The 25,941-nt window shown below is 64.2% G+C and carries 22 protein-coding genes and 1 pseudogene; 8 read left to right on the top strand and 15 right to left on the bottom strand.

Annotated elements, in window-relative coordinates; translation table 11 throughout:
* Nucleotides 1-167 precede the first annotated feature (167 nt).
* Nucleotides 168-908: a response regulator gene (locus VGK20_12600; GenBank protein HEY2774877.1), complete on the top strand. Its 741-nt coding sequence runs from the start codon at nt 168-170 to the stop codon at nt 906-908.
* Complete coding sequence (locus tag VGK20_12595) at nt 905-2,263, top strand: HAMP domain-containing sensor histidine kinase (protein HEY2774876.1); 1,359 nt, start codon at nt 905-907, stop codon at nt 2,261-2,263. Before VGK20_12600 ends, VGK20_12595 begins: the two co-directional genes overlap by 4 nt.
* Nucleotides 2,264-2,353: 90 nt before the next feature.
* On the opposite strand, the gene VGK20_12590 is transcribed toward VGK20_12595, so the two are convergent.
* Nucleotides 2,354-2,662: a hypothetical protein gene (locus VGK20_12590; GenBank protein ID HEY2774875.1), complete on the bottom strand. Its 309-nt coding sequence runs from the start codon at nt 2,660-2,662 to the stop codon at nt 2,354-2,356.
* Nucleotides 2,663-2,912: 250 nt separating this feature from the next.
* Nucleotides 2,913-3,611 carry an aquaporin Z gene (gene aqpZ, locus VGK20_12585; GenBank protein ID HEY2774874.1) on the bottom strand — a complete coding sequence of 233 codons (699 nt, stop codon included), beginning with the start codon at nt 3,609-3,611 and terminating at the stop codon, nt 2,913-2,915.
* A gap of 883 nt (nt 3,612-4,494) precedes the next feature.
* On the opposite strand from aqpZ, the gene VGK20_12580 reads away from it, so the two are divergent.
* Nucleotides 4,495-4,845: a hypothetical protein gene (locus VGK20_12580; protein HEY2774873.1), complete on the top strand. Its 351-nt coding sequence runs from the start codon at nt 4,495-4,497 to the stop codon at nt 4,843-4,845.
* A 32-nt stretch (nt 4,846-4,877) separates the two neighbouring features.
* Here VGK20_12580 and VGK20_12575 read toward each other — a convergent pair whose 3' ends face one another.
* The 5 genes from VGK20_12575 to VGK20_12555 form a co-directional block, all read right to left on the bottom strand.
* The gene (locus VGK20_12575; GenBank protein HEY2774872.1) at nt 4,878-5,699 is read right to left on the bottom strand and encodes a DUF3313 domain-containing protein; all 822 of its coding nucleotides are present in this window, start codon (nt 5,697-5,699) and stop codon (nt 4,878-4,880) included.
* Between the two features lie 213 nt (nt 5,700-5,912).
* Entirely contained in the window at nt 5,913-6,338 is a 426-nt protein-coding gene (locus tag VGK20_12570) for a hypothetical protein (GenBank protein HEY2774871.1), read from the bottom strand.
* A 167-nt stretch (nt 6,339-6,505) separates the two neighbouring features.
* Nucleotides 6,506-7,195, bottom strand: coding sequence for a DUF899 family protein (locus VGK20_12565; protein ID HEY2774870.1), 690 nt, complete (start codon nt 7,193-7,195; stop codon nt 6,506-6,508).
* Between the two features lie 19 nt (nt 7,196-7,214).
* Complete coding sequence (locus VGK20_12560; protein HEY2774869.1) at nt 7,215-8,078, bottom strand: sterol desaturase family protein; 864 nt, start codon at nt 8,076-8,078, stop codon at nt 7,215-7,217.
* 13 nt (nt 8,079-8,091) lie between these two features.
* Nucleotides 8,092-8,946, bottom strand: coding sequence for a DUF11 domain-containing protein (locus VGK20_12555; protein HEY2774868.1), 855 nt, complete (start codon nt 8,944-8,946; stop codon nt 8,092-8,094).
* Nucleotides 8,947-9,392: 446 nt separating this feature from the next.
* Between VGK20_12555 and VGK20_12550 the strand changes: the two genes are divergently transcribed.
* Entirely contained in the window at nt 9,393-9,773 is a 381-nt protein-coding gene (locus VGK20_12550; protein ID HEY2774867.1) for a hypothetical protein, read from the top strand.
* Nucleotides 9,774-9,950: 177 nt separating this feature from the next.
* On the opposite strand, the gene VGK20_12545 is transcribed toward VGK20_12550, so the two are convergent.
* A complete protein-coding gene (locus VGK20_12545) occupies nt 9,951-11,009 on the bottom strand; it encodes a zinc-binding dehydrogenase (GenBank protein HEY2774866.1) in 1,059 nt (352 codons plus the stop codon).
* A gap of 233 nt (nt 11,010-11,242) precedes the next feature.
* Between VGK20_12545 and VGK20_12540 the strand changes: the two genes are divergently transcribed.
* On the top strand, nt 11,243-12,172 hold the full coding sequence (locus tag VGK20_12540) for a glutathione S-transferase N-terminal domain-containing protein (protein HEY2774865.1): 930 nt from the start codon (nt 11,243-11,245) through the stop codon (nt 12,170-12,172).
* A gap of 21 nt (nt 12,173-12,193) precedes the next feature.
* Here the strand turns inward: VGK20_12540 and VGK20_12535 are convergent, their stop codons facing one another.
* From VGK20_12535 to VGK20_12525, 3 genes are all read right to left on the bottom strand, one after another.
* Nucleotides 12,194-13,015 carry a hypothetical protein gene (locus VGK20_12535; GenBank protein ID HEY2774864.1) on the bottom strand — a complete coding sequence of 274 codons (822 nt, stop codon included), beginning with the start codon at nt 13,013-13,015 and terminating at the stop codon, nt 12,194-12,196.
* Nucleotides 13,016-13,224: 209 nt separating this feature from the next.
* On the bottom strand, nt 13,225-13,977 hold the full coding sequence (locus tag VGK20_12530; GenBank protein ID HEY2774863.1) for a hypothetical protein: 753 nt from the start codon (nt 13,975-13,977) through the stop codon (nt 13,225-13,227).
* A 58-nt stretch (nt 13,978-14,035) separates the two neighbouring features.
* Nucleotides 14,036-15,298, bottom strand: a complete 1,263-nt coding sequence (locus VGK20_12525; protein ID HEY2774862.1) for a cytochrome P450 — start codon at nt 15,296-15,298, stop codon at nt 14,036-14,038.
* Between the two features lie 313 nt (nt 15,299-15,611).
* Here VGK20_12525 and VGK20_12520 point away from each other — a divergent pair.
* Nucleotides 15,612-17,273 (top strand): annotated as a pseudogene (locus VGK20_12520) (SulP family inorganic anion transporter).
* An 8-nt stretch (nt 17,274-17,281) separates the two neighbouring features.
* On the opposite strand, the gene VGK20_12515 reads toward VGK20_12520, so the two are convergent.
* Complete coding sequence (locus VGK20_12515) at nt 17,282-18,283, bottom strand: L,D-transpeptidase (protein HEY2774861.1); 1,002 nt, start codon at nt 18,281-18,283, stop codon at nt 17,282-17,284.
* A 458-nt stretch (nt 18,284-18,741) separates the two neighbouring features.
* Here VGK20_12515 and mgtE point away from each other — a divergent pair, with 458 nt between their 5' ends.
* Complete coding sequence (gene mgtE / locus VGK20_12510) at nt 18,742-20,130, top strand: magnesium transporter (protein ID HEY2774860.1); 1,389 nt, start codon at nt 18,742-18,744, stop codon at nt 20,128-20,130.
* A 248-nt stretch (nt 20,131-20,378) separates the two neighbouring features.
* Here mgtE and VGK20_12505 read toward each other — a convergent pair whose 3' ends face one another.
* Nucleotides 20,379-22,274: an ATP-binding protein gene (locus VGK20_12505; protein HEY2774859.1), complete on the bottom strand. Its 1,896-nt coding sequence runs from the start codon at nt 22,272-22,274 to the stop codon at nt 20,379-20,381.
* Nucleotides 22,275-22,482: 208 nt separating this feature from the next.
* Between VGK20_12505 and VGK20_12500 the strand changes: the two genes are divergently transcribed.
* Entirely contained in the window at nt 22,483-23,490 is a 1,008-nt protein-coding gene (locus tag VGK20_12500) for a hypothetical protein (protein ID HEY2774858.1), read from the top strand.
* A 363-nt stretch (nt 23,491-23,853) separates the two neighbouring features.
* Here the strand turns inward: VGK20_12500 and VGK20_12495 are convergent, their stop codons facing one another.
* Nucleotides 23,854-24,939 carry a hypothetical protein gene (locus tag VGK20_12495; protein ID HEY2774857.1) on the bottom strand — a complete coding sequence of 362 codons (1,086 nt, stop codon included), beginning with the start codon at nt 24,937-24,939 and terminating at the stop codon, nt 23,854-23,856.
* Between the two features lie 245 nt (nt 24,940-25,184).
* Nucleotides 25,185-25,340: a hypothetical protein gene (locus VGK20_12490; GenBank protein ID HEY2774856.1), complete on the bottom strand. Its 156-nt coding sequence runs from the start codon at nt 25,338-25,340 to the stop codon at nt 25,185-25,187.
* Nucleotides 25,341-25,941 lie beyond the last annotated feature (601 nt).

The raw sequence follows: 25,941 nt of genomic DNA, 5'->3' as shown, positions 1-25,941 counted from the left end.
AGGGGCAGTGGACGCCCCGGACGTATCCCCCGTGTGTCGGATGGACACTGTTTCGCAAGCTCCCGTGTCAGAGACGCATGCCGACACAGTCTGTTACAAATCGTCCGGGTGTCAGGATCCGGTTTGCGCTATGGAAGCGCGGCGGAGCCGCCGGCGGCGAATTTGCAATGGAAAGGTCTGACCACGTCCTCGTCGTCGACGACGATCGCGAGCTGCGCGAGCTGCTGGCCGAGTACCTCGGCAGGAACGGAGTGCGCACGTCGGCGGTGCCCGACGGCCGGCGCATGCGCGAGGCCTTGGCAGCAGGTTCGGTCGACCTCGTCGTGCTCGACCTGATGCTGCCCGGCGACGATGGGCTGACGCTGTGCCGAGAGTTGCGCGCCGGCCCGCATCGCGCCTTGCCGATCCTGATGCTGACGGCGCGCGGCGACGAAGTGGATCGCGTCGTCGGCCTGGAAATGGGCGCCGACGACTACCTCGCAAAGCCTTTCGCCGCCCGTGAGCTGCTCGCGCGAATCCGGGCTGTCCTGCGTCGCACGCGGATGCTGCCGCCGAACTTGAGGCCGCCCGAAAGGACACGGCGCCTCGAGTTCGGCGACTGGACTCTCGACACGACGACCCGTCATCTGGTCGACGCCGGCGACACCGTGGTTCCGCTGAGCGGCGCCGAGTACCGGCTGCTGCTCGTGTTTCTCGAGCATCCGAGCCGTGTGCTCACCCGCGATCAGCTCCTCGACCTCACCCAGGGCCGCGAGGCGGACGTCTTCGACCGCTCGATCGACCTGCTCGTCAGCCGCCTGCGACAGAGGCTCGGCGACGAGGCGCGCGAGCCCCGCTACATCAAGACCGTGCGCAGCGAAGGCTACGTATTTACGGTGTCGGTCAAAGCGCGCGACGAGGCGCGATGAGACTCTGGCCGAAAACGCTGTTCGGCCGCATCGCGCTGATTCTTTTTGCCGGGCTCGCGGTAACCCAGGCTCTGACGATGCTGCTCGTGCTGGCAGAGCGGGGCATGAGCACCCGCCGCATGATGATTGCCTACGTTGCGCGCGACATCGCGGGTTCGGTCGCCATTCTCGAGCGCGTACCTGCCGAGGAGAGGCCGCATTGGCTCGAGCGGATCGCGCGCCGCAACTATCGTTACGCGCTCGGCCCCGGCCCGGTTTCGCCAGACGCCCCGCCGTCTTCGGCCGCCGAGCTCGTCCAGGCGGTTTCCGATGCCCTCGGCTCGCGCCCGGTCAAAGCAAGCGCAGCTGACGGCGAGCGGTTAGATCTGCAGTTCGCGCTCGCCGACGGAGCGCCGGTTTCGGTCGAGCTCGAGTCGCCGGGCATGGCACTGTCGCCGTGGGTGGTCGTCCTGCTCGCTCTCCAGCTCTTGCTGCTTGCGCTCTTTACCTGGCTGGCGGTGCGAAGCGTGACGAGGCCGCTTGCCGACCTGGCTGCTGCGGCAGATCAAATGGGCTCGGATCCCGCCGGCGGCGCGCTTCCGGAAGACGGGCCCGTCGAAGTCGCGCGTGCCGCTGCCGCCTTCAACGCGATGCAGGGTCGCATTGCGGCACATCTGCGTGAGCGAATGCAGATCCTCGCATCCGTCTCGCACGATCTTCAGACTCCGATCACGAGGATGCGGCTGCGCGTCGAAATGAGCACCGACGCCGAGCTGCGACCGAAGCTCGGCTCCGACCTCGACCAGATGCAGGCGCTGGTGCGTGAAGGCATTGCCTATGCACGCAGTGCGGAGGCGGCGCGGGAGCCGTTTTGTCGCGTCGACCTGCACGCATTGCTCGAGAGCCTGGTTTTCGACTACGCCGACGCCGGGAGGTCCCTGCTGCTTCGAGACGAGCGCGACGATGCCGGCGCTGCGATCGTCACGAGGCCCCGCGCGCTGACGCGCATCGTCTCCAACCTTGCCGACAACGCGCTGATCTTCGCGGACGATGTCGACATCCTCGTCCAGACGCTGTCGCCGGAAACTCTTGCGATCACTGTGCGAGACCGCGGCCCCGGCATTCCCGCGGACAAGCTTGCGGCCGTCGTCGAGCCTTTCGTCAGGCTCGAAAACTCCCGCAGCCGCGAGACGGGCGGCACCGGTCTCGGCCTTGCGATCGCGGACCAGCTCGCGGCGTCACTCGGCGGACAATTACGGCTTTCGAACAGGGACGGTGGCGGGCTGGAGGCACGGGTGGTGCTACCCCGAGCGGCGACAATCATGACGCCGAACACATTGCCCACTAGTGATTCGTCTCACAGTAGCTGCTGGTGACAGGAGTGGGGATCCGTTCGCAGGACGAACGCGCAAAATCCTCAATCATCGGTGTTTTCAAACAGGAGCGGACGTTTCCGACGGAGAACGTCAAAGCGCCTGTTGCACGTCGAGCGCGGCGCAAATCTCGTCGAAGCGCGCAAGGGCCTCGGAGGTCTCGCCCGTCGCGAAGGGCTCGACACGAGCCAGCCGTTCCCCGGACGTCATGAAAATGGACGAGCTGACGTTCTCGTAGGGGCCGTCTCCCTGCAGGTTCCCGTAAGCACGGGTGAGGATCACGAGGCCGTGGCAGTTCCACGCCATCACGTTCAGCGGCTCCGGCATGAAGTCGGGAGCCATCTCCACTTGCACGGCGACGACCATCGCTTCGGAACGGTCCTGGGGGTCGAAAAGAGTCACGCGGCGCAGGCGGCCGGCGTCATCGGTTTCGACAAGACTGAGCTGTCGAGCTCGAGTTCCGGGCCCTCCGGGCGGCGGATCCGGGTGACACTCGAGATCACGATTCGGTCGCCGATTGTCGCCATCCTGTCGATTGGAGAACGGGACCGGGAGACCAGGAACCGGATCTATTGTTCAGCCCGAAGAAGAGACCGACGAAACCGAAGGGTGCGACCGCATCGCGCCGGTAACGAAGTCCTTCATCCTCACCTCAGATGTCCTCGCCGGCAATGCTGCGATAGAGGATGCTCCCGATCACCGCTCCGCCCATCGGCGCGATCCAGAACAGCCACAACTGTCCCAGTGCCCATCCTCCGACGATGATGGCCGGACCGGTGCTGCGTGCCGGGTTCACCGACAGATTGGTTACCGGAATACCGATCAAATGGATGAGCGTCAGTGCAAGTCCGATCGCAATTCCCGCGAAGCCGGCCGGCGAGCGACGATCGGTCGCGCCGAGGATGACGACGAGAAACATCGCGGTCAGCACGGTCTCGCTCAGAAGTGCAGCGAGCACCGAATAGCCTCCCGGCGAATGCGCGCCGTACCCGTTGGCAGCAAAGCCACCGGCGAGGCTGAATCCCGGATGACCGCTGGCGATGAGATAGAGGACAAGCGAAGCGACGGTCGCGCCCACGACCTGCGCGACCATGTAGGAGGCGACGTCGGACCATGGAAAGCGCCGGGCGGTAGCCAGGCCAAGGGTTACGGCCGGGTTGAGGTGGCAGCCCGAGATGTGGCCGATCGCATAGGCCATCGTGAGTACGGTGAGGCCAAACGCCAGCGAGACCCCGAGCAGCCCGATTCCGACATTCGGAAAGGCAGCGGCCAGAACGGCGCTCCCGCAACCACCGAATACGAGCCAGAACGTTCCGACGCATTCGGCCATGAGACGATTTTTCAGTGTCATCTGGGTCCCCTTGGTGGCGGCCTGGCGCCCTGTTCTGCCACCGCGTCATCAAGACGCCTTATTCAGGCGATCATCGACCGTTGGCGCGACTGATGAAAGCTGCGCGTCGATATTTGCGCAACAGGTGGCCGGGACAGACGGGCAATCCGCATGGGTCTCGGTCGAGTGGCAACGTGAGCGCCGGCGGGTCTTCTCCGAGGTCTCCGTGAACAGCCTCAACCTGCCGTAGGTCTACGTCTTTCGCCACACGCTCGCTATCGCCACGGAGCAGAGGGAGTGCGGGGCCAAAACAAGAACAGTAAGAACAGCAGCAAGACGAGGTGCATATCCCCGCTACCCCAGAAAACGTAGAGCCACCATACGACGAAGGCCGCTCCGATCGTGATGCGAGAATATAGCGGGGACGGTGTCATGGGGATACGAAGTCGAGGAATCCCATATTCGGCGCTTTCAAGTTTTCGTAAATCGGAAGACCAGCCGGAAAACCAGGTAAATCCAAGGTGAGGCCGGCAGCGTCCCCGGAAGCCATCCGCCATAGCCGATACCGGGACTGTAGATGAACGCCGATCCAGCGACGATCAGGACCGTGATCGAAAGCGGTGAAGCTCTCATCACAGCACCCCAGTCGAAATCGGGCTTTTCCAGGAAAAAAACCTGTCCGATCGGCGAAGCTTGCGTGGTCCCGGGGCGAGATCCCAGGATGCTACGATCGATAGGCACCGAGTCATCGATCTGGAACGTGCCTGACGGTCAGCGTTAGGGCCAGTGTCGCAAGGTCCTGCGGCATCACGCAGATTTCGCGCCGCTCCGGTCGGCGGCGCGGACGATGCGCAAAGGGAGAACCCCCCTCGCTCGACGCGAGAACTCGTGCTAGGTACGGCCGGTGAACCCCAAGCGCGTACAACTCCCGGTCGCGAGCAACACCGTGCTCGCCGCCGCCACCTTCGCGGTCGGCGCCCTGCTTTTCGTGCAGATGGTAATGCCGTCCGCGGCGTGGGCGACTTCCTACGTCGGATGGGGCGATACGGGGTGGACGGAGGACAACCAGCGCGACTGCTGCGCCGATGCGGTCGGTGCAGCCCAGGACGACAGCGCGAACCGCTGCCAGAACTCCGGCGGTGAGCCGAAGATCAACCGCAGCTTCGACCGCGGCCTTTGCAACTGGAACGCGCAGGGTGACGACGACGATACCGTGTATCGCTGCACCGCCAACGCCCAGGTCGACTGCTGGTAAGAGCGCCGGGCCTCGGCCGCGCTTCCGCTCTCTCAGTGAGTCTTCGCCGCGGGCTTGGTGGCGACGGTGAACCTCGGTTTGAACGTTCCGTCCTTCAGCGCGACGAGCTGGCTGTCAAAGGTCGTCGCCCACTTCGCGAACACCGCGTCCAGGTCGGTCCAGCTCTGGACGGCAGCCTTGGGGGATTCGCTGCCGCGGCGTTTGTCGAAGAATTCTGCCTTCACGATCCGCTTCGGCCGAGCCGGCTTGCCGGCTGCGTGTGTGGCCGACGCCGGGCCTGCTTCGGACAACTCCACTTCGAGCGCGCAGTCGTGCACGAACAGCTTTGTCCCGTCGCTCATTTGCTGCGTTCGCTCGTGAAGGTCGCGCACGGGAACGGCGGTCGAGAAGAAGTCGATCGGCTGGTGAGGTTTGGTGACGAGCGTCAGCGCGACCTGGATTTCGAGAACGCCCGGCCCCGGCTTCTCGACCAGCTCGAAAGAGTGGCCGAGCGGCGTCACCATCGCGCGGTAGAAGGAGTCGGCCAGGTACTGCAGATCGGTATCGGGAATGTCTTCGAGGCGCTGGTCGGCGCCGCGCCAGACCTGGATCGGACGGAACAGGAGTTTGCGGTAGCCCTTTTTCACGCCTGCGTCGCGGAACATCAGCACGGACGGCGACTGCTCGGTAGGCTGCAACCGCTTGTAGTCGGACAGGAAGCCCGAATCGAGGGTGTCCAGGCGGGCAGGGGGCGGCGCGGAGACGGAACCGGCCGAAGCGGCGCAGCCGAACGCCGCAGCGCATGCGAAGGAGACGGCGGTCATGCGAATACGTTGTCCGCGCATGCAGGAGCGGACGAGCTCGGTATGCATCATTGGCGCGGACGATGGCGCTCACCCGCACGATCGTCAAACGGGCTCGGAACCCACCGCCAGCGGCAGACCCGGGGCTGGGTTTCCGCACCGCTTCCATTCCGGGGAAGCGGTGCGGAGCTCCACGAGTCCCCGATCCTGCGAAGAATCGAGCACCGGTTTCGCCGAAACGGGAATTCCCGGCGCAGCGGTTATTTCGCCGCGTCGAGGCCCCGATCAGGCACCGATGGCCTTGCGAATGCGGCGGATCACGAAGTCCGCCGTCTTTGTCGCATCCTTCAGCGCCGCGTTGGCCGCGTCCTTGATTTCTACCCATGACTCGTCGGCGGCGGTGGCGAGTTTCCCAAGACGTCGCTTGGCATCGCGCTGGGCACGCTCGAGCTTGCCGAGATGGATCCTGGCTTCCTTGCGCAGCTCGCTGATCTGACGGCGGGCATCGGCTTCGATCTTCTTTTCGGCTCGATTCGCACCTTTGCGGATCTCAACGATTGCCTTCTGGAGACCCTGGACGCCCGACTGGATCTCACCGTAGGCGCTCCTGGCTTCGCGCGACAGCGCCTTCTGGACCTTGGACACCGTGCTCGCAGGTGCCTTTTTCGCCGACTTCTTCGTCCGTGTGGATTTCTTCGCTGCAGCGCTCATTCTTGCTCTCTCCTTTGTCCGCCGCTCGAGAAGGATGCATCTCGCGAGCATCTGGCTTCCCGTCGGTGGCCGGTACGCGCTCTATGCGGCGTACATCCTGATGTGAAGCAAGGATCGGGCCACGTTTCTGTCGACTCCTCGTGCGGCGTCCCCGAGGCCGTTCGCCCTCACTTCTTGTTCAAATAGTTCTTCTCGAGAAACTCCGACCGGAACTTCTGGGGCGGAGTCACGATGTCGGGCCGTCCCTCCGGCGTAAAGTCCATCAGGTTCCAGTACGGCCACACGGTATCGACGTGGTTGTGCGGCAGCTCCGTCGACCAGAAGTGATAGATCTTCCCGTCCTTCTTCCGGAAGCAGAGCATCACCGGCAGTTGCATGTCGTCGCCGGCTCCCTGGCACTTGTAGTCGGCCTGGAACGAGCTCTCCGCGCCGGAGATCAGCGAGATCTGCGACCAGCCGCGCTGTTTCGCCCAGGAGTGGATCTTCTCGGCAGGGGCCTTGGCCAGTGCCACGAACGCGGCATTGCGAGTGACCTGGTACGAGCTGCGATCGAACCCGTCCATCAAGGAAGTGCACGAAGGGCAGGGGTTGTCCCAGTTCGGACCGTACATGAACGAGTAGAGGAGCAGCGAGCTCTTGTCTTCGAACAGCTCGGAGAATCTTACGCTCGCGCCGACGTGGCCTTCGCTGGCCCGCCGGAAGACGTAGTCCTCCTTCAACTCGCCGCCGAGCGGAAGCGAGCGGCGTTTTGCCGCGACGGCCTTGATCCTGGCGACGAGCTCTTCCTCATCCTTCAGCAGGCTGTCGCGAGCGTCCCGATACTCTCTGCTCTCGTTCGGATACCGAAGCTCACTCATCTGTATCACCTCGTGCTGCTCATTCGGCAGCCGGACGGAGCCCCCCGGCTTCCTGGAGATCGCTGGCTGCGTCGTCAGGCACCGCGGGGGTCACCGGCACGATGCTCTGCGCGCGTCGTGTCACGATATCCATGAACGGCGCGACCAGTTGACCGATGAATCCCTTCGCTACTGTCCGGCCCCGGATGCCGAACGACTGCGGCTGCGCCTCCGGTACCGTCCACGTCCCACCCAGCACGTCGAGCACGGCAAACATGTTGGCGAAGTTGCGGGCCGCCATCGCGGGTTCGTCGGAGTGATGCCAGCGGTGCTGGTGGGGGCTCACGAAGAGCCAGCCGAGCCGCCCGAACGAAAGACGCACGTTTGCATGCGTGAAAGCGCTGTACGTCTGACGGGTCGCAACGGCCAGACCTATCGCCGCCGGCGCGAAGCCGAGCAGGACGAGCGTCACGGCTTGCGTGGTCGCGTTGATCGCCGACTCGACCGGATGGACGCGCTCGTTCGACCACCAGTCCACCTCGACCGAGCTGTGGTGTGCGGCGTGGAACGGCCAGAGCAGCCGCGTGTGCAGCAGTCGGTGCTTCCAGTACGCGACAACGTCGCCGACGATTACTGCCAGCACGACTTGCGCCGCGAAGTCGAGCTGCCCGAGCGGCCCGCGGATGCCCTGCGCACCCCGCAGGAGCAGGAGCACGCCATACATTGCGGGATAGATGATCACGGGAACGAGATAGGAGAACGCGACGTCGAGCGCGACGCCGCGCCGGAGGATTCGCTGGCCGGGCACTGCCGGACGCCACCTTTCCAGCGCGCCCAGCCCGATCGCCTCTGCAACGCGAAGGCGCGTCCCGGAGGCGAGCAGGGCAAGGAGCATCCCCAGCATGATGGACGGCTGCTCAGTCGCAGCCGAACAGGACCGACGCTATCGACTCATCGTCCTCGCCGACCACGCCATTGCCGGGCGTAGAGTCGGGATCCGCCTGATCCGAGGCGGTAACCTCGGCGGTGTTCGGCTGCGCGCTCCCTGTACAGCTGTTCGCGTGGGTATCGATTCCGAGCGTCGCCTGGTTGCCGCTCGCGAGCGTGCCGACAGACCAGACGCCCGTATCGGCATTGTATGACCCCTGGCTGGCGATGGCGGAGTCGAAATTGAACGCCACCGGGAGGAGATCCGTGACCGCGATGCCCGTGCCCGTGTCCGGGCCGGCGTTTTGCAGCGTCAGGTTGAACGTGACCGGCGCGTTGGTTCCGAAGATCTCGCTCGTCGAAGGGACGTTGCTGAGCGACAAGTCGGCTACGGCCGGCACTGTCGTCGTCGTCGTCGAGTTCGTCGACGTCGTCGTGGAGGTCGTGGTCGTGGTCGTGGAAGTGGTAGTGGACGTCGTCGTCGTGGTCGTGGTCGTCGAGGTGGTAGTGGAGGTCGTCGTGGACGTCGTGGAGGTCGTGGTCGTCGTCGGAATCGCCACGCACTGGTTGCTCACGCAGTTGCTGTTGGAGTCGCACGATCCGCAGTCAATCTGGATGCCGCAGCCATTGTCGATGCTGCCGCACTGGGCACCGAGCGCGGCACACGACAGTGGTGTGCAGCAGGTGCCGAATTTGTCGCTCGGGTTCTGTCGGATGCAGATCAGGCTCTTGCAGCTTCTGCTGACGTTGCACGTTGCCCCGCCGGGTTTGCCGCCGGCCAAAGCGAAGTCGGAAGTCAGCAGAAGGCCGAGGCTGAATAGTGCAAGGAAGATTGTCTTCGTCATAACGCACCCTCCGCATGGTAATTGCGGTTCGCGACCATTGCGCTGCAATCGGCAGCCACCTGGAGTTCAGACACCCCGTGAACGCGCGGCGGACGATATCCCACGGCAAAGGCCAACAGAAACCGCAGCTTCCCGCGATCGTGCCAAAACTCGGCCGGTTGAAAACGCGACCGAGGGCGCGGCCTTGGTTGCCCGCAGCGAACAATCCAAGCCAACCGTCGGTTTCGGAAAGCGCGTTCGTTCCCACCTGCGCCAACGGGATCCTTCCCGGCCGGCGGCATCCGCTCGTCGGGCGAGGATTTTCCTCGAGAACCAGCCTGCTGGCCGGACCGCGACGAGCGCAAGGCGGCGGCATTCTACTTGCGGCAAGCAGCAAGCAATCATAGACGAGGTAAGACCTCGCTTTTCGATCGCATCGCGTCATAACCCGAGAGGAGAAACGGAACATGAAGACCACACTCGCAGTCCTCGCCTTGCTGGCAATCGCTTCGAGCGCATATGCGGACTGCAAGACCGGCCCCGGCGGCCGGACCGTTTGCAGCAACGGAGACAAGGCCGTGATTGTTCCGAAGAACGGAGCTCCCGCCGCTGTGGTCGTTCCGAACGGCGACAGCGATCAACATGCGGTCAGCGGCCAGAACGGAACTGCCACTTATAACTCGAAAACCGGAACTGCACGGGCATCCCAACAGAACGCGAACGGCGTTACGACCACCAAGGGCAGCAGAGGTGGGGAAGCCAAGACCAAGAACGGGAAAGGGGTCGTCCAGGGACCGAACGGCACCACCTGCGTGAAGGGCAAGAACAACCGGGGTTGCACGAAGTAGGCACGTAGCAGGACGGATCGGTGGTTGACGGCGCGCTGCTGCCATCCCGGAGTTCGGCCGAGGCCCGAAGCCCCGCCGGTCAGGCTCCAGATGCCGAACGGGCCGGGTCAAAACAAGGGCTGCGGCGGCAACGGGCGTGAAGGCGATCGAAAGGAATTGACCGGCGAGGTCCATTGGTCACGGGCGAATGGCGACTTTCATCACCCCGTCGCGTTGATGGGCGAACAGGTCGTATGCAGCTTCGATGTCGGCCAAAGCGAACGGGTGCGTGACCAGTTCCCCGAACGGAAAGCGTTTTGCCGCGACGATGTTCATGAGGCGGCGCATACGCTCTTTGCCGCCCGGGCAGAGCGACGTTACGATGGTGTGGTCGCCGAGGCCGGCGGCGATCGTATCGAGCGGCACCATGAGGTGGCCCGAGTAGACGCCGAGACTGGAGACCGTCCCGCCGGGACGGACGCTGCGCAGCGCATTTTCGAACGTGGATTGGGTTCCGAGCGCTTCGATCGCGACGTCCACGCCGCCGCCTGTCAGGCGCTTGATCTCCCCGATCACGTCCTGCTCCTTGTAGTTGATCACGACGTCCGCGCCCATGCGTCGCGCGACTTCGAGTCGATGGGGCACGCTGTCGACACCGATGACCAGCGACGCGCCGGCGAGGCGGGCGCCAGCCGTCGCGCACAGGCCGATCGGTCCCTGGGCGAAAACCGCCACGGCGTCGCCGAGGCGCACGTGGCCGTTTTCTGCGGCCGAGAATCCGGTCGACATGATGTCGGGACACAGCAGCACTTCCTCGTCCGAGAGCCCATCCGGGATCCTGGCGAGGTTGGCCTGCGCGTTGGGCACGACGACGTATTCGGCCTGGCAGCCGTTGATGGTGTTGCCGAATCGCCAGCCGCCGATGGCCTCGTAGCCGTTGCCGCCGTGCCCGCACTGCGAATGCGTACCGGAAAGGCAGGCGCCGCACTGGCCGCACGGTGTGATGGCGCCGACGATCACGCGATCTCCCAGCGCATACCCCGTCACACCGGCTCCCAGCGACTCGATCACGCCCACCGGCTCGTGCCCGATGATCAAACCCTCACGGACAGGATACTCTCCTTTGAGAATGTGAACGTCGGTCCCGCAAATCGTCGTGAGCGTGATCCGGACGAGCGCATCGCCGACCCCGGGCTCGGGACGAGGGACTTCGCGAATCTCGATCTTTCCTTTTCCGCAGAACACCGCGGCGCGCATCGTTGTCGCCATCACAATCTCCTCGACCTCGTCAGTGCCTCGTCCGATCAGTCGCGTTCCCGGATGCCCGAAGGCCGAGGGTTTAGCAATGGACAGTACGCCGCCGAGGCGTCGGCGCCCGGTTAGGCTCGGCGTTGCCCCTGCGGTACGGATCCGTTCCGCACGCTGACGGACGACGCGCTCGCCGAACGTCCGGCGGGGGTCGTGGCTTGCCTGGCAAAGGATCCGGACTGATGCGACTCGGCGACCCGATCACGCTCCAGACGCTCGCGCTTTATGCGCTCGCACCCGTCACGGCACTCCTGGGGCTCGGTGTAGCGGCGGCGCTCGTGGCGACGGCACTCGTCGCAGCTGCCGGACTGGCCCTGCGCCAGCGACGGGTGATGTCGCCTCCGGCAGACAGCACTCTCGAGCTGCACACGATCACGTACTCGCACTACGTCGAGAAGGTTCGCTGGTGCCTGGATGCAACGGGAATTCCGTATCGCGAGCTGCCGAGCATCGGCATCCTCGGCCTTTTGCTGACCGGCCGCACAGTGCCGATGCTCGTCGTTCCAGCGGCACGCTCGACGATCTGCGAATCGTCGCAGATCCTGCGCTACCTGTGGGGCGCGTGGTCGGCGACGTTGCCGGCTGCCGGGCTGCTTGCTCCGTCGCCGGAGCGGCTCGCGCTCGAGAAGCACTTCGACGAGGAACTCGGGATCAATGTCCGCCTCTGGTCGTACTGGCATCTACTCGAGCAGCCCGACCTGACGTTGCTGATGTGGGGCATTGACGAGCCGCAGATCCCAGGCTGGCAGCGCGGGATCCTTCCGTACATTCGATTTCCGCTCGCGACGATGCTGCGGCGGGCGCTCGGCGTCAGCGGGCCGCGAGCCAAAGAGGGACTGGAGGCGACCCGGCGCGTGTTCGCCGAAGTGGACGCGATGCTCTCGGACGGTCGCCGCTATCTCGAAGCAGGACCGGAGAAGACCTTCGTCGACATCACGTTCGCAAGCCTGGCAGCGCTTGCGCTGTTCCCGGAAGGCTACGCCGGAAGCGCCGCGAGCATGCGCCGCCTACCGCTGGACCGACTGACGCCGGCGTGGCGCGAGGAAGTCGAGGCGCTGCGAGCGACGGCGGCCGGCAGATTCGCGCTGCGTCTCTACGCCGAGGAGCGCTGAACCAGCTCCGGGATCGGACCTTCACGGCCCGCATGGAGCGCACTGCTGGCTGCAGGTTCCCCCGCTGCAGCAAATCTCACGGAAATTATTGACGGGACAACCGGATTGCGTGACCAAACAAGTTGTACCATCCGTCGAGCGCGAGCAATCGATCGTCTGCGAGAAGGGAGTGCCGGCAGTGCAGCTACCAGTCGAACAGACTTGCGGCGTACAGTTCTGCTGCTTCGTCCCGGTCTCATCGCAGGTCGGGTCGCCCTCGAAGGCACAGGCCGTCGAGTCGCTGCAGCTCGGCGCGCCACATTGCTGACCCTCGGCGACGCAGGTCCCTCCTACACAGCAGCCGACGTTGCATACGCTGCCGCAGCAGGGAAGCGACGGCGACCCGCACGAGAGGGTGGTCGTCGTCGTTGTGGTGGTCGTCGTCGGCACGGGCCCCTGGACCGCAGGAGTGCAGAGCAAGGAGCTGCCGACAACACCCACGGTTCGTGTCCCGAACTGGTCACTGATTTCCTGATCGGGGACCGAGGCCGGGCACTTCACCTTGTAGCAGATGCGGGCTCCGGGGTCGGGACCATCCACGCGTTGCAGCGTGATCGTCGTGCCTGTCGTCTTGTTCTTCGCCGAAACGTTGGTCTTTGTCGCAGGTACGCAAAAGAGCTTGGCCTTGGAGATCGAACATCCGGCGTCGGCGCCGAAGAGCGGAGTGTTGAGGTCGGCCGTTGCGGACAGGTTCAGCGGATCTTTGATCTTGTAGCACTTGAGATGATCCGCCACGTCGGCGCGAGCCGATGCAGCAATGAACACCAGCGCAGGAATACAAATGACGATGAGGCGCAGCTGCATACGACCCCCAGTTCGACGTCCAGGCAGGAGGAGCGCGATAGCGAATGGTTACGCCGATGAGCGCGGGGGTGTCAACAACAACCGCATCGTGCCCCCCCGCCGAAGCGCTTCACTGGACGCTTTGGCACCGGCAGGCTCGGTCGCCGTGGCGCAGTGGTCGCCGCGCGCGGGCTGGACAGCGGCAAGCCAGTTCGTGTTCGGTTGCAGGTTCAGACAGTCAGCGGCGTGACCAATACCGGCTGCTGCTGCTTTCGATACGTGTGGGCGATCAGTGCCACCAGGACAGAACCAAGGATGACCGACGAGCCGAGTGTCCCGTAGCCCATGCCGCCGGCGGCGATCGGCTTGGTGAAAAAATCGCCCGTCGTCGCGCCGAGCGGTCGGGTCAGGACAAACGCCATCCAGAAAAGCGACGTGTGCGAGACGCGCGTAGTGGACCTGGCGATGACGAGGGCCGCCAGCAAGCCGCTCACCACCAGCGCGCCTCCGAGGAAGCCAAGGCCCGAGCTGTCGGCAAGGAAGTCCCCCAGCGAAGTGCCGAGGGTATTGGAGACGAGGATCGCCGCCCAATAGAGCGATTCGCCCCGCACAGTCGTGATGGTGGCGACGTCGAATGGGTAGCCGCTGCGATGCCAGACAGCGAAAACAACTGCCAGCGCAATGATCAGGAGCAACGCTCCGCCTGCGTAACCGAGCCCCGCGGTGCGATTGATAAAGTCCGACATCGTCGTACCGGCCGTGCTCGTGGAAAGGATCACGGTCCAGTAGAGCGGGGGATGAAATTTTCGCGCACGCAGCTGCAGCGCCAGACTGATCACGAACAGGCCAAGCAGCAGGAGAGAGGCGACGGCGTACCCGACGCCCAAAGTCTGGGCCAGGAGATCACCGGCTGTTTCGCCGAGTGTCGTTGCTGCGATCTTCATGATCCAGAACAGTAAAGTGATCTCAGGCAGTTTCTTCATGGCATTTTCGCGGCACGCGTCCTCGGGGAGACCGAGTGGTGCCATGGGCGCAAACCAGTCACGCCCCAAAGTCGACCGGAAGGCTCCTGATCTGAGCCATCATGCCCCTGGCGCTCCAGCGGATCTGGTCCGTCAGAAGCCGGGCGCGGGGTGGCAGGAAATCGAGAGCCGCGTCGAGCATCAGCCGCATTTCGATACGCGCAATGCCGGTGCCCGTGCAGTAGTGGGGCCCATACCCGAAGCTGAGCGCCTGCCTGCAGTCACGGCCGAGGTCGAGGCGGTCTGGATCCGTGAACACGTCCGGATCGCGATTGGCCGCAAGGATACAGGGTGCCACCAGCTGTCCCTTCTTGATGGCTCGTCCGCGAAGTTCGAAGTCCTCGAGCGCATAGCGGGGCACCACGGCCAGCCCGCTGTCGTAGCGCAGCAATTCGTCCACGGCGTTGGGCAGCAGTGATCGATCGCTACGCAGTTGGCAGAGTTGAGCGGGATGCAGCAGCAGCGTGCGCAGTGCGCGCGCGCAGGCGGTGCCGACGGTTCCCGTTCCGGCCGAGACGAGCGCGGCCACAATACGGACGACATCATCGATCTCATCGCTGCTGGTCGCCCGAGAGGCACCGAGCAGGTCCGAAATCATATCGTCGGCAGGCTCGCGTCGACGTTCCCGGACAAGCTCGGACACGTACTCGCACATCTCCACCGCGGAGCGCTCGGACTTGAGCCGCTTCTCGTCGCTGAGGAAGGGCCGAATGCCGCGCGTGGCTTTGACGGCCAGCTGACGAAAGCGAATCTCGTCGGCACCCTTCGGCGGCACCCCGAGGATGCGGCCGATGGCCATCGTGGAAATCGGGGTTGTGAACTCCGTCATCAGGTCGACCACGTCGGAGCGCGACCGCAGCGGCGCGGCACACTGTTCGACCACCTCACGGATGCGTTCCTCTGTTCTCTCGACGGCGCGCGGTGTCAGCACGCCCATCGCCAGGCGACGCGGCACCGACTGGGGGTCCGATTGCATCGAGCGAAACGGCATCGCACCGAGCCAGCGCGCGGCGCCAGCGATGCCCGACGGGATGTGGCGCTCATATGCGCGGGCATCGGTTGTCACCCGCGCGTCCGCGAACAATGCCCGCACGTCATCGTGCCGGGTCACGAGCCACGCTTCGTAGTACGGGATCCAGAAGACGGGGTCCTCGTCGCGGAGCTTGGCCACGAACGCCACCGGGTCTTGCGCGGTCCCCGTGATGAGAAGCGACGCCTTCGTCAGCCAGGAAGGTCGGCGCATCGACGCGAGCCCCCTTCTTAGGGCGTCAGAGGCGATCAACGATGCCTGTCCCGTCCGTGTTGGATGCGGTGCCGCCGCTCGAACGCAGGCAGGAACTCCATGGGGGAGCCATTTTGTCTCGGAGCGGACGGCACGGGAAACTCTCGACGGGCGAGAATACTCGATTTTATATGAAGTTCCGATGAAGTCTGCTGTGACGCAGGTAAGTTCTCGTGACGTGGAGTTCGCCCTGCTTCGCTGACGCGATAAGGGCACGAAGATGTCGGTCGAACTGCAGGCCGGTTCCAGGAGCATCTCTCTCGCGATCCCGACTCGCCAGACCGGATGGCAGCGCTGGCTGCCGGGTCTGGGCATGCTCAGGCAGTACGAGCGGCGCTGGCTGATCGATGACCTGACTGCCGGCCTGGTACTTACCAGCATGCTGGTGCCGGCCGGTATCGCTTACGCAGAAGCTTCCGGTGTGCCGGGTGTCTACGGCCTGTACGCGACGATCGTCCCGCTGCTGGCATACGCCGCATTCGGCCCGAGTCGCATATTGGTGCTCGGTCCGGATTCGGCGCTTGCCGCGCTGATCCTCGGCGTCGTCCTGCCGCTGTCCGGCTCTGATCCGATGCGTGCGGTGCCGCTGGCCGGCATGATGGCCGTTGTCAGCGGTTCGGTGTGCATCCTTGCGGGTCTGTCGGGTCTCGGGTTCATCACCGAGCTGCTCTCCAAGCCGATACGCTATGGCTACATGAACGGCATCGCACTGGCCGTGCTGATCAGCCAGAGCCCGAAGCTCTTCGGAATCTCGCTGACAAGCGAGCGTCCAGGACTGGATGTCTGGCACCTGGTACAGGCACTGCTCGCCGGTCGAGCGAACTGGTATAGCTTCGCGGTCGGCGGCGGCAGCCTCGCGCTGATTCTTGCGCTCAAGCGCGTCCCGCGCCTGCCGTCGCTGCTGATCGTGATGGGGCTGGCAACACTGGCGGTTGCAGGGCTCGATCTCAGCAGCCACGGCGTCAAGGTTCTCGGTGCAGTGCCCCAGGGCCTGCCATCCTTCGCGCTTCCGTGACTGAGCGGTGTGGATGTCACGAGCGTACTTCTCGGCGGCGTGGCTGCGGCACTGGTGGCTTTCGCCGACACCAGCGTGCTGTCACGAACCTATGCGGCGCGCACTCGCAGCTATGTCGATCCCAACCAGGAAATGGTTGGACTGGGTGTCGCCAACCTGGCGGCGGGCTTTTTCCAGGGTTTTCCGATCAGCAGCAGTTCGTCGCGTACCCCGGTTGCCGAAGCTGCCGGCGACAAAACCCAACTGACCGGGGTCGTCAGTGCGTTAGCCGTGGCGCTGCTGTTGGTCGCATCGCCCGACCTGCTGAAAAACCTGCCGAGCAGCGCCCTGGCGGCGGTGGTGATCGCTGCGGCAATCGGCCTTTTCGAGTTCGCGGACCTGAAGCGGATCTTTCGGATCCAGCAGTGGGAGTTCTGGCTGTCGATGACCTGTTTTGCCGGCGTGCTGATCCTGGGCGCCGTGCCGGGAATCTGCATCGCGGTCGTGCTGGCGGTGATCGAGTTTCTGTGGGACGGCTGGCGGCCGCATTACGCCGTGCTCGGACGCGTCGAGGGCGTGCGCGGCTTTCACGATATCCAGCGCTATCCGGAGGCACGCCTCGTGCCAGGACTGTTGCTGTTCCGGTGGGATGCGCCGCTGTTCTTCGCCAATGCCGACCTATTCCAGCAGTGCATGGTCGAGGCCATCCGTGAGGCCCCTGACTCGATTCGTCGAGTCACAGTGGCCGCCGAGCCCATGACGAGTGTCGACGTCACGGCGGCCGACATGCTGAGCGAACTCGCTACGACGCTCAGACAGGCGGGCATCGAGCTGCACTTTGCCGAGATGAAAGATCCGGTGAAGGAAAAGCTGGTACGCTTCGAGCTGATGGAACTGCTGGGGGAGGAGACGTTCCATCCGACCGTTGGTGCGGCGGTCGATGATTATTTGCAAGATCATTCGGTAGACTGGGTGCCGTAGCCGCGCGCCTACTCCGGATCCGTGGTCATGATCTCGAAGCCTTTTTCGCTGTGAGTCTGGGGCGACACCGGCAGGTCGGTAAGAATCAGCGACGTCCCCGGTTCCACGATCGCGCGCACGTTCCTGACGAACTCTGCGGAGATCGTTGTCGTAGCGGCAGCGAGGGTCTTTACGTCCGGCGCCGTACCGCCGCCGATGCTCGTAGTGGAGAGCCACTCACGAGGACCATCCACATTCGCCGCTGCGAGCGCGGAGTAGACGTGACTTCCGTGCACACGCCTCTGCTCGTCGAGGCCGAAGCTCGCGCGCCCGATCTGCACGCCATTGCGATACACGTAGGCGACCATGTCCGCCATGCTGAAAATGATCGACACGGCGCCGTTCGGAGATTTCTCCGGCTGCCATTCGAAGCCCTGGACGGGCAATGGTGCCCCGGGTGCTTCTCCGGTCTTGCCGCTGAGCAGCAGGCCGGGGTCGGCGGTCCGGCCAGGCGCGTTGCGCTGATCCGTCACGATGACGGTCGTGCCCATGGTCGTCACCTTGTAGAGCTTGGCAGCGAAATCCACGGGCAGTCTCACGCACCCGTGGGACGCCGGATAGCCGGGGAGCTGACCGGCGTGCATCGCGATGCCGCCCCACGTCAGTCGCTGCATGTGCGGCATCTTCGAGCCCTTGTAGATCGAGGACTCGTGATCCACTTTCTTTTGAAGGATGGTGAAGACGCCGGTCGGCGTCGCGTGCCCCTTCGCGCCGGTGCTGACGGTGGATCGACCGATTCGCACGCCGTTGCGATAAACGAACATCGTCTGTTCGGGGATGCTGACGATGACGACGACCGGTCCGGCGGGCGAGGCCTCCGGTTTCCAGACGTAGTCACCCGGTTTGAATTCCGGTGCGAGCGGCGCGACCTCACGACCCTTGGTATGGGCCGCGCCGGCCGGCGGGACCGATATCAAACCGGAGAAAAGGAGAAAGTTCAGCGACGCGGTGGCGAGGGCGAGTCGTCTCATCGTGGCACTCACCAATGCGCCAAAGCGCCGGCGACTGGAAGCGCGAGCGACGAGCCGGGCTGCGTTGCGCAGTGATCGAGCCGCCTCGGAGCAGCCGCGGCCCTGAGAAAGGATCCGGTTCGCGCCCGTGAACGGACGTCACCCGTTCGTCAGCGGGTGGCCCTTCGATCCTCGGCCGGACTCTCATCGCGCGATGCCAGGACGATGGCGAGGATGGCAATAGAATCAATGGGGAACTTTCAGGGGATCGACACCTTACGGCAGCTGGTCCCCGCCGGCGCTGCGGCGTTCCGGAGTTTGTTCTTGCGGGTGACGCGGCCAGATTTCATTCCAGTTGAAGAAGCGGGCGTGCGACTCGTATCGTCTGCGCCCGTGTTGCCCGCTCGGCCGGCGCGGTTCACGACCAGTGGACCGACATCGCCGATGGTGTGGGTTGCCGGGCGCCCTCAGGAGTCTTTATGTCGAACCAACAGGAACTGATCGACGCGCTGCGGTCTTCGCTCGAGCACGAGCCGCCGGACTTTCCGAGCGAGTTGCTGGAGCAGCGGGACGCTGACCTCGCAGACCTTCTGAACCACATGTCGACGGCCGAGGCAGCTCACGCCCTCGGGCACCTGCCGCTGAACAAAGCGGTCCAGGTGCTCGACCAGCCCGACCTGCGGCGCCGCGGCACGATCGTCGAACAACTCGATCCCGCGAAGGCCGCGCAGATCCTCGAAGCGCTATCGTCAGACGAGCGGGCGTACGTGCTTCGGCGGATGAGCCCGCACGAGCGACACCGCATGTTGCCGAACCTCAGCGCCGCCGTCCGCGCGGAGGTCGAGGTGCTGCTCAAATATCCGCCGAAATCGGCCGGCGGGATCATGACGACGGAGTTCGTCAGGCTCGAGCCGGCCATGACGGTGTCGCAGGCGATCGACTGCATCCGTACGGAAGCTGCCGAGAAGGAATCGATCTATGCGTGCTATGTCCTCGAGCCGGGGTCAGACCGTCTCCTGGGAGCGGTTTCGTTAAAGGATCTCATCATGGCCGGTCCGGCCACGGCGGTGACGGACGTCATGCGGCGACGACCGATCAGCGTGGGCGTCCACGAGCCGCAGGAGCGAGTCGCGCAGAAGATCAGCAAGTACAACCTGCTCGCCGTGCCCGTGCTCGAGAAGGAGGGGAGGGTCGTGGGGTTTGTGACCGTCGACGACGTGATCGACGTGATGGTCGAGGAAGAGACCGAGAACGCCCTGCGAATGGGCGGCGTCGAACCGGGCGCCCTCGACCAGCCGTACATGACGACTTCGTTTGCGACGATGGTGAAGAAGCGCGCGACGTGGCTGGTCGTCCTGTTCATCGGCGAGATGCTCACCGCCACGGCGATGGGTCATTTCGAAGGCGAGATCTCGAAAGCGGTCGTGCTGGCGCTGTTCGTGCCGCTGATCATCTCGAGCGGCGGAAACTCGGGCTCCCAGGCCTCTACGATCATCATCCGTGCAATGGCACTCGGGGAATTCCGGCTGGGAGACTGGTGGAAGATCGCAAGCCGCGAAGTCCTGTCGGGACTCGCGCTCGGCGCGATCCTCGGCTCGATCGGTTTCGTGCGTATCGCGTTGTGGAGCGCGTTCTCGGACATCTACGGTCCCCACTGGGTCCTGGTGGCGCTCACGGTTGCATTCTCCCTGGTCGGCGTCGTGCTGTGGGGAACCATCTCGGGATCGATGCTCCCGCTGATCCTGCGACGCCTCGGTGCCGACCCCGCCACTTCCTCCGCTCCTTTTGTCGCGACGCTCGTGGATGTGACCGGGCTGGTAATCTATTTCTCGGTCGCCATGGTGGTCATGCACGGAACGATTCTCTAGCAGGTTGCGGAAAAACTCCGGACCGAGGTCCGTGCGTCGATTGCGCGCGACACCAAGGCGCGAAAACGCCGCTGTAGCTGCGGACTACAGCAAGTTTTCGCAACGCCGGTGTCGCGTGCAAGCGGCGTGCGGGCCGACGGGAGGGGTTTTTCCGCAGCCTGCTAGGCACAGCTGCTAAAGGAGTGAATCCAGCACTTGCCCGGACGATCGCTCGATCTGTCCCCCAACCGCGAACAGATGACGGGCCGTTACGCCGACGAAGGTGCGCCCGCACCGGAGCCGGAACCCGTCCGGTCCGCGAGCAGCTGCTGCAGCGACGCGACGTCGACGGGCTTGGTCAGGTGATGGTCGAACCCGGCGTTGCGCGAGCGCTCGCGATCTTGCAGGTGTCCCCATCCCGTCATCGCCACTACCATCACGTTGCGTCCCCACGGCAGCTCGCGGATGCGGCGGCAGGCTTCGTAGCCGTTCATGACCGGCATGCCGATGTCGAGCAGGATCATGTCGGGCTGGAAGGATTCCGCGGACGCGAGTGCCTGGCGACCATCGTAGGCGATGCGCGTCTCGTGTCCCATGGCGCCGAGCACCATCGCCATGCTCTCTGCTGAATCGCGATTGTCGTCCACGACCAGCACCCGGCAGTGTGTCACATCGGGCGTCGCGTCGAACGCAGAGTCTTCCTGGGCCGGCGACGAGCCGAGACGTGGCAACCGCACGACAAACTCGCTGCCCTTGCCTTCGCCTTCACTGTGCGCCTCGATGCTTCCGCCGTGCATTTCCACCAGCCGCTTGACGATGGTCAGGCCGATGCCGAGACCCGACTGCGGCTTCTCCAGCGACGTGTCGGCGCGCGTGAACATCTCGAAGACCTGCGGCAGCATCGACGTGGGAATGCCGATGCCGTTGTCGCGAACCCGCACCACGGCCTCGCCCGGACCGGACTCGACGCTGAGGCGGATCGTGCTGCCGCGCGGTGAGTATTTGGCCGCATTGTCGAGAAGATTCGCAATGACCTGCGACAGGCGTGCAAGATCCGCCTGCACCAGGATCGTCTCGTCGGGATCACTGACGACGAAGTGGTGACCGGCACTGTCCATGGTCGGACGGCAGCTTTCGACGGCGTTGCGAACGGCCTTCGACAGCTCGATCGGTTCGGTGCGCAGCTCGAACTTGCCGCGGCTGATGCGGCTGACGTCGAGCAGGTCGTCGACGAGGCGCACCATCTGTGCGAGCTGCCGGTCCATCATCGCCAGTACCTCGGCATTGCGGACAGGGTCGTCGGCCGCGCGCTTGAGAAGTTCGATGCCGTTGCGGATCGGTGCCAGCGGATTGCGCAGCTCGTGAGCGAGGGTGGCGATGAACTCGTCCTTGCGACGATCCGCCACGCGCAATGCCTCCTCGTATTTCGTGCGGTCGGTGATGTCCTGGATGACCGTCAAGGCGCACCGCTCGCCGGCCACGTCGATCACCTCGGCAGAGAGCAGCCCGGTGATCTCCTGGCCGTTGCGCATGCGAAAGCGATACTCGCGGTTGCGAAGCGATCCTGCAGCCTCGACCGCAGTCAGCTCCTCTTCCCGTTCGTTCGGCTGTACCCATACGCCCAGCTCGGCGGTGGTCCTGCCGATCGCTTCGTCGCGCGAGTAACCGGTGACCGCAACGAATGCTTCGTTCACCTCCAGCAATTTGCCGGTAGCAAGGGACGATATCGTCAGACAGAGCGGACTGGCGCTGAAAGCTTTGACGAAGCGTTGCTCGCTCTCGCGAAGGGCAATCTCGACGCGCTTGCGTTCGGTGATGTCCAGGGTGGAACCGACCATTCTCACCGGGCGGCCATCGGAGCGAATCACTTTCGCGTTGATGAACAGCCAGACGATTTTTCCGTCCGGCCGCACCGCGCGATATTCGAGCTCGGAGGGCGAGTCGTGCTCCAGCGCGTTGCCGATCGCGCTGCGGACCATGTCGCGGTCGTCAGGGTGGACCCTGGCCCGGAAGTCTTCGATCGTGTGGGTCTTCCCCGGGGTCACGCCGTAGATGGTGTAGAGCGATTCGCTCCATAGAATCCGGTCGGCGAGGATGTCCCAGTCCCAGACGCCGATTTTTCCTGCTTGCGTCGCGATGCGAAACCGCTCCTCGCTCTCGCGCAACGGCTCGGCACCAACTGAGGCAACCGCTTTCGGGGGTAACGGCACGCAACGAAAATAATGAGAACAGGACCGCCTGGAAACCTCGAAGTCGTGCGCTCGAAGTTGACCCGCCCCAACCGGGTGAACCTTTCGATCTTCCATTGCGGAAGCGGCGTGTTATTGGACCGGCTCCCCGCCTGAGGGTGACAGCCTTTTCTGGATCAGGACTATGGCGCTGACGATTGGTCGGGCAGTCGGAAACCTCTGCGTTCTCTCGCTACTGCTGGGGTCAGTTCCAGTGCCTGACGCGTCGGCAGGCGAATCCCATCTCGAGCTCGTCCGCACCATCGCGCTGCCCGGCATCTCAGGCCGCATCGATCACATGACGATCGACGCCGCGGGCAAGCGACTCTTCGTGGCCGCGCTCGCCAGCAACTCCGTCCTCGTCGTCGATCTCGAAGGCGGCAGCATCGCGGGCCGCATCGCGGGAGTGACCGAACCCCAGGGCGTCGCATACCTTTCCGGTGCCGGCCAAGTCGCCGTCAGCAGCGGTGGTGACGGCAGCTGCCGTTTCTACGATGCGCAAACGCTGAGAGAAATCTCCTCGGCAGACTTCCGTTCCGATGCCGACAACCTGCGTTTCGATGAAACGCAGGGCAAGCTCTATGTGGGCTTCGGCTCCGGCGGAATTGGAATCATCGACGTAAAAACCGGCACGCGGCTGGCCGATATTCCATTGACGTCGCATCCTGAAGCGTTCGAGATGGAAAGCCTCGGATCGCGCGCATTCGTCAATCTGCCCGCGACCTCGTCCGTGGCAGTCGTTGACCGCGACAAGCACAACGTCCTCGCATCGTGGGCGTTGCCTGCGCACTGCGAGAACTTCCCGATGGCTCTCGACCAAAGGCATCATCGGTTGTTCGTCGGTTGCCGGAACCCACCGCAGGTCGTCGTGCTGGATACGGAATCAGGAGCCACGATTGCGTCCTTCGACTGTGTCGCCGACGTCGACGACCTGTTCCTGGACGGCGATACGGGATTGCTTTACGCGTCCGGCGGGGAAGGATTCCTGGACGTGTTCGCGCCGGACGGGAAAGGCTGGCGACGAAGCCAACGGATCGTGACGTCGGCACGCTCGCGCACATCGTTGCTTGCGCCCGCCTCGAAGAGACTCTACCTGGCGATTCCGAGTCGTGGCAGCCAACCGGCCGAGATTCGCGTGTATGAGCCGCGTTAGTTCTCGAGCCAGCAATGCTCGCACGGATTTGCCGGAAACGAGCCAACGATCCGAAGTGCAGTTGCACGGCGACTGGCTCGTATTGGTCGTCGACAACGTCTGCGGCCTTCCCGGAGGCGGCGTTGTACGCGGAGTTCAGCTACGGCCGCCTGGACGCCGACAACAAGGTCATTGACGGCTTCGTGCGCGCGGTCCGCGGCGGCTCGTAGATTCCACCGGGTTCGACGGGTCCGGCGCCGGATTTTGGAGCTGGCACGTCGAAAAAGGGCCGCCCTGAATTTCGGGCGGCCCTTCTTCGTTCAAGGTTCGAGCTGCTTCGCGGGATTCACGCCCGGCGCAGCCTTGTCTGCTCGAGTCGTTCCATCATGGACAGGGAACGGATGCCGGATTGCCTGACTGGTCTGTGTACGCGCACGCGCCGTTTACCGGCGGGGCTCCGATGCTCGCGCACGCATCAGCCGACATGTCCTCGCATTCCGGCGCCTCGACTTCGCTCGAATCGTCGCTGCTTTGCGCAACGCAGCAGAACGAGGGAGGGGGCGGCGGATTCGGCGTGACCGACTGACAGGGATTCAGGTCACAGGGGTCGTCGCCCTGCTGGAAGTCCGCCGGCAACTGGACCTGAACCAGCACGCCGCCATTTGCAGCGCATTGGTCGAGGCCATCATCGCACTCGGTGTTCTGGGCCTCCTCATCTCCGGAGTCGGCAACGCAACAGACCGTCGCCGTGCCCGGAGGCGGAGGCGGTACTGTGGTGGTGCACGGATCGGGCAGGCACGAATTGATGGGCGCCCCATTGGCATCCAGGGGGATCGTGCCGTTGCAGGTCACGACGCCGGTGGTCGGGTCCGGGCTGACGTCTTCGCATTCCGACTCGCCCTCGCCGTCCGTGGTGCAGCAGGCTTCGGAACCGGCATCGTCGTCGGGAACTGTTCCCACCAGCACGTCGGCCCCGCTTCCGGCCGTATCGCGAACTACGACCGTCTTGCCTCGGGGGTCGACTCCGAGCAGCGCCGACCTGCCGTGCGGAGTCGTGCTGAAGGAGGCTGAGCCGTTACCGGCGCTGTTTGCCTGCACGGATCCGACCTTCGCTCCCCCGACAATCAGATCGAATGAACTGCTGTCGGTGGGAAGGTGCCTGGCGGAAACGCTGAAACTGCCCTGCGTTCCCGTTGCGCCGGATACCGGCTTTGCGTGAAGCCGCACGCGCAGCTTGCCGGACGCTCCCGCAAACGAGCTTGTCGGCGTCAGTGCCTTGCTCACACTGGCTGTGCTGTCGGCCATGGCCGGTCGAACGTCGCTCACGACAAACCCGGCGATCGCGCACTGGGCAGCCAGGAACATTGTGACTCGTCGAGTGATCAGTAGTTGTCGTCCCATCGTCGTTCCACACTCCTCGGTGAAGCGCTTCCTTAGGAAGCGGTAAGAGTACTCGTCGTATCGCATCATCGGTTTCTCGACATCCGGCGCGACGGTCTCCGCAAAATTTTGTCCTCAACGCCGAGTAGGCGTCAATCTCTTTCCGATGTTTGGCAATCGAGCAAATTCGGAAAGCGATGTGAGGTTCTGCAATTCGCCGCAGAGCGCGCGAAGAAACTCCAGGCATCGCGCATGTTCATTCGTTTGTCACGATCGCCTGACGAGAAGTCGCTGGGCACCGACTGCCAGATCGGATCGTGCGGAAACGAACCGACTCATCGAGCCCGCGCCTCGAGCCGTGCGATCGACGCGAGGAAGTCATGGGAGTGCCGCCGCTTGTCCTCGGCCAGACCGACGGAAGGAGCCGCCAGCATCGCAAGAATTCCAGCTGCCGCAACGATCGAAACTGTTCCGTACTTCGTGATGTTCATAACCAATTCTCCGTTCGCTTCTTTTAGATCCAGGTGGCGAAATATCGTGACTCTCGATGTGAGAGGAAAGTCCTGCGGCAACGATGGTCACGAACGAAAGGTCGAGGTTTGAACCCGTATCTTAGACGAGGAGCGAGACGTGCAGTCGTTCAGGAGTGGGCGAAGAACGTTGTTCCCATGACCGCGACTGAACTCGAGCGAGGATCATTGCGGAAGGAGCTGCGGCCGGCGCGGTTACGAGCACCGGCAGCATGGAAGGCCGCGCTGCCCCGGGCAGCGTTGAGTCCTGCGTCGGTTCGATCTTGCCCTGCAGTGCGGTGAAGCAGCGCGGACACGGCTTAGCGGGAAGGGACGAAGCGTGATCGCGCTCGCGATCGGCGCTCGGGCAGCAAGCGTCGACTCCGGCGCTGACCTCGAGCTGTCTTGGGAACTGCATCGACACCGGACAGAGGCAGAGTGACGATCTCTTCTTCCGCGGAAAGTTCTCGGAAGTGAGACGTTTCGCGAGGGCGATTCCCGAAACTCGGAGTGCCCGTCGAATTCCGGGGCGCTACCCTGGATCGAGGGCAGGCGTGGCAATGTCGGGATTTACACGCAGGTC

The sequence above is a fragment of the Candidatus Binatia bacterium genome, assembly GCA_036493895.1.
Lineage (GTDB): Bacteria > Desulfobacterota > Binatia > UBA1149 > CAITLU01 > DATNBU01.
Note: the sequence above shows the minus strand (reverse complement) of the source record. Positions and strands in the feature narration are given on the sequence as shown.

Coding starts and splice junctions, on each gene's coding strand:
- VGK20_12575 (HEY2774872.1), bottom strand. CDS start 5,699: ATGATGCATACCGAGCTCGTCCGCTCCTGCATGCGCGGACAACGTATT.
- VGK20_12570 (HEY2774871.1), bottom strand. CDS start 6,338: ATGAGCGCTGCAGCGAAGAAATCCACACGGACGAAGAAGTCGGCGAAA.
- VGK20_12565 (HEY2774870.1), bottom strand. CDS start 7,195: ATGAGTGAGCTTCGGTATCCGAACGAGAGCAGAGAGTATCGGGACGCT.
- VGK20_12535 (HEY2774864.1), bottom strand. CDS start 13,015: ATGCAGCTGCGCCTCATCGTCATTTGTATTCCTGCGCTGGTGTTCATT.
- VGK20_12540 (HEY2774865.1), top strand. CDS start 11,243: ATGCGACTCGGCGACCCGATCACGCTCCAGACGCTCGCGCTTTATGCG.
- VGK20_12600 (HEY2774877.1), top strand. CDS start 168: ATGGAAAGGTCTGACCACGTCCTCGTCGTCGACGACGATCGCGAGCTG.
- VGK20_12555 (HEY2774868.1), bottom strand. CDS start 8,946: ATGACGAAGACAATCTTCCTTGCACTATTCAGCCTCGGCCTTCTGCTG.
- VGK20_12490 (HEY2774856.1), bottom strand. CDS start 25,340: ATGAACATCACGAAGTACGGAACAGTTTCGATCGTTGCGGCAGCTGGA.
- VGK20_12560 (HEY2774869.1), bottom strand. CDS start 8,078: ATGCTGGGGATGCTCCTTGCCCTGCTCGCCTCCGGGACGCGCCTTCGC.
- VGK20_12550 (HEY2774867.1), top strand. CDS start 9,393: ATGAAGACCACACTCGCAGTCCTCGCCTTGCTGGCAATCGCTTCGAGC.
- VGK20_12595 (HEY2774876.1), top strand. CDS start 905: ATGAGACTCTGGCCGAAAACGCTGTTCGGCCGCATCGCGCTGATTCTT.
- VGK20_12495 (HEY2774857.1), bottom strand. CDS start 24,939: ATGATGCGATACGACGAGTACTCTTACCGCTTCCTAAGGAAGCGCTTC.
- VGK20_12515 (HEY2774861.1), bottom strand. CDS start 18,283: ATGAGACGACTCGCCCTCGCCACCGCGTCGCTGAACTTTCTCCTTTTC.
- VGK20_12500 (HEY2774858.1), top strand. CDS start 22,483: ATGGCGCTGACGATTGGTCGGGCAGTCGGAAACCTCTGCGTTCTCTCG.
- VGK20_12545 (HEY2774866.1), bottom strand. CDS start 11,009: ATGCGCGCCGCGGTGTTCTGCGGAAAAGGAAAGATCGAGATTCGCGAA.
- mgtE (HEY2774860.1), top strand. CDS start 18,742: ATGTCGAACCAACAGGAACTGATCGACGCGCTGCGGTCTTCGCTCGAG.
- VGK20_12530 (HEY2774863.1), bottom strand. CDS start 13,977: ATGAAGAAACTGCCTGAGATCACTTTACTGTTCTGGATCATGAAGATC.
- aqpZ (HEY2774874.1), bottom strand. CDS start 3,611: ATGACACTGAAAAATCGTCTCATGGCCGAATGCGTCGGAACGTTCTGG.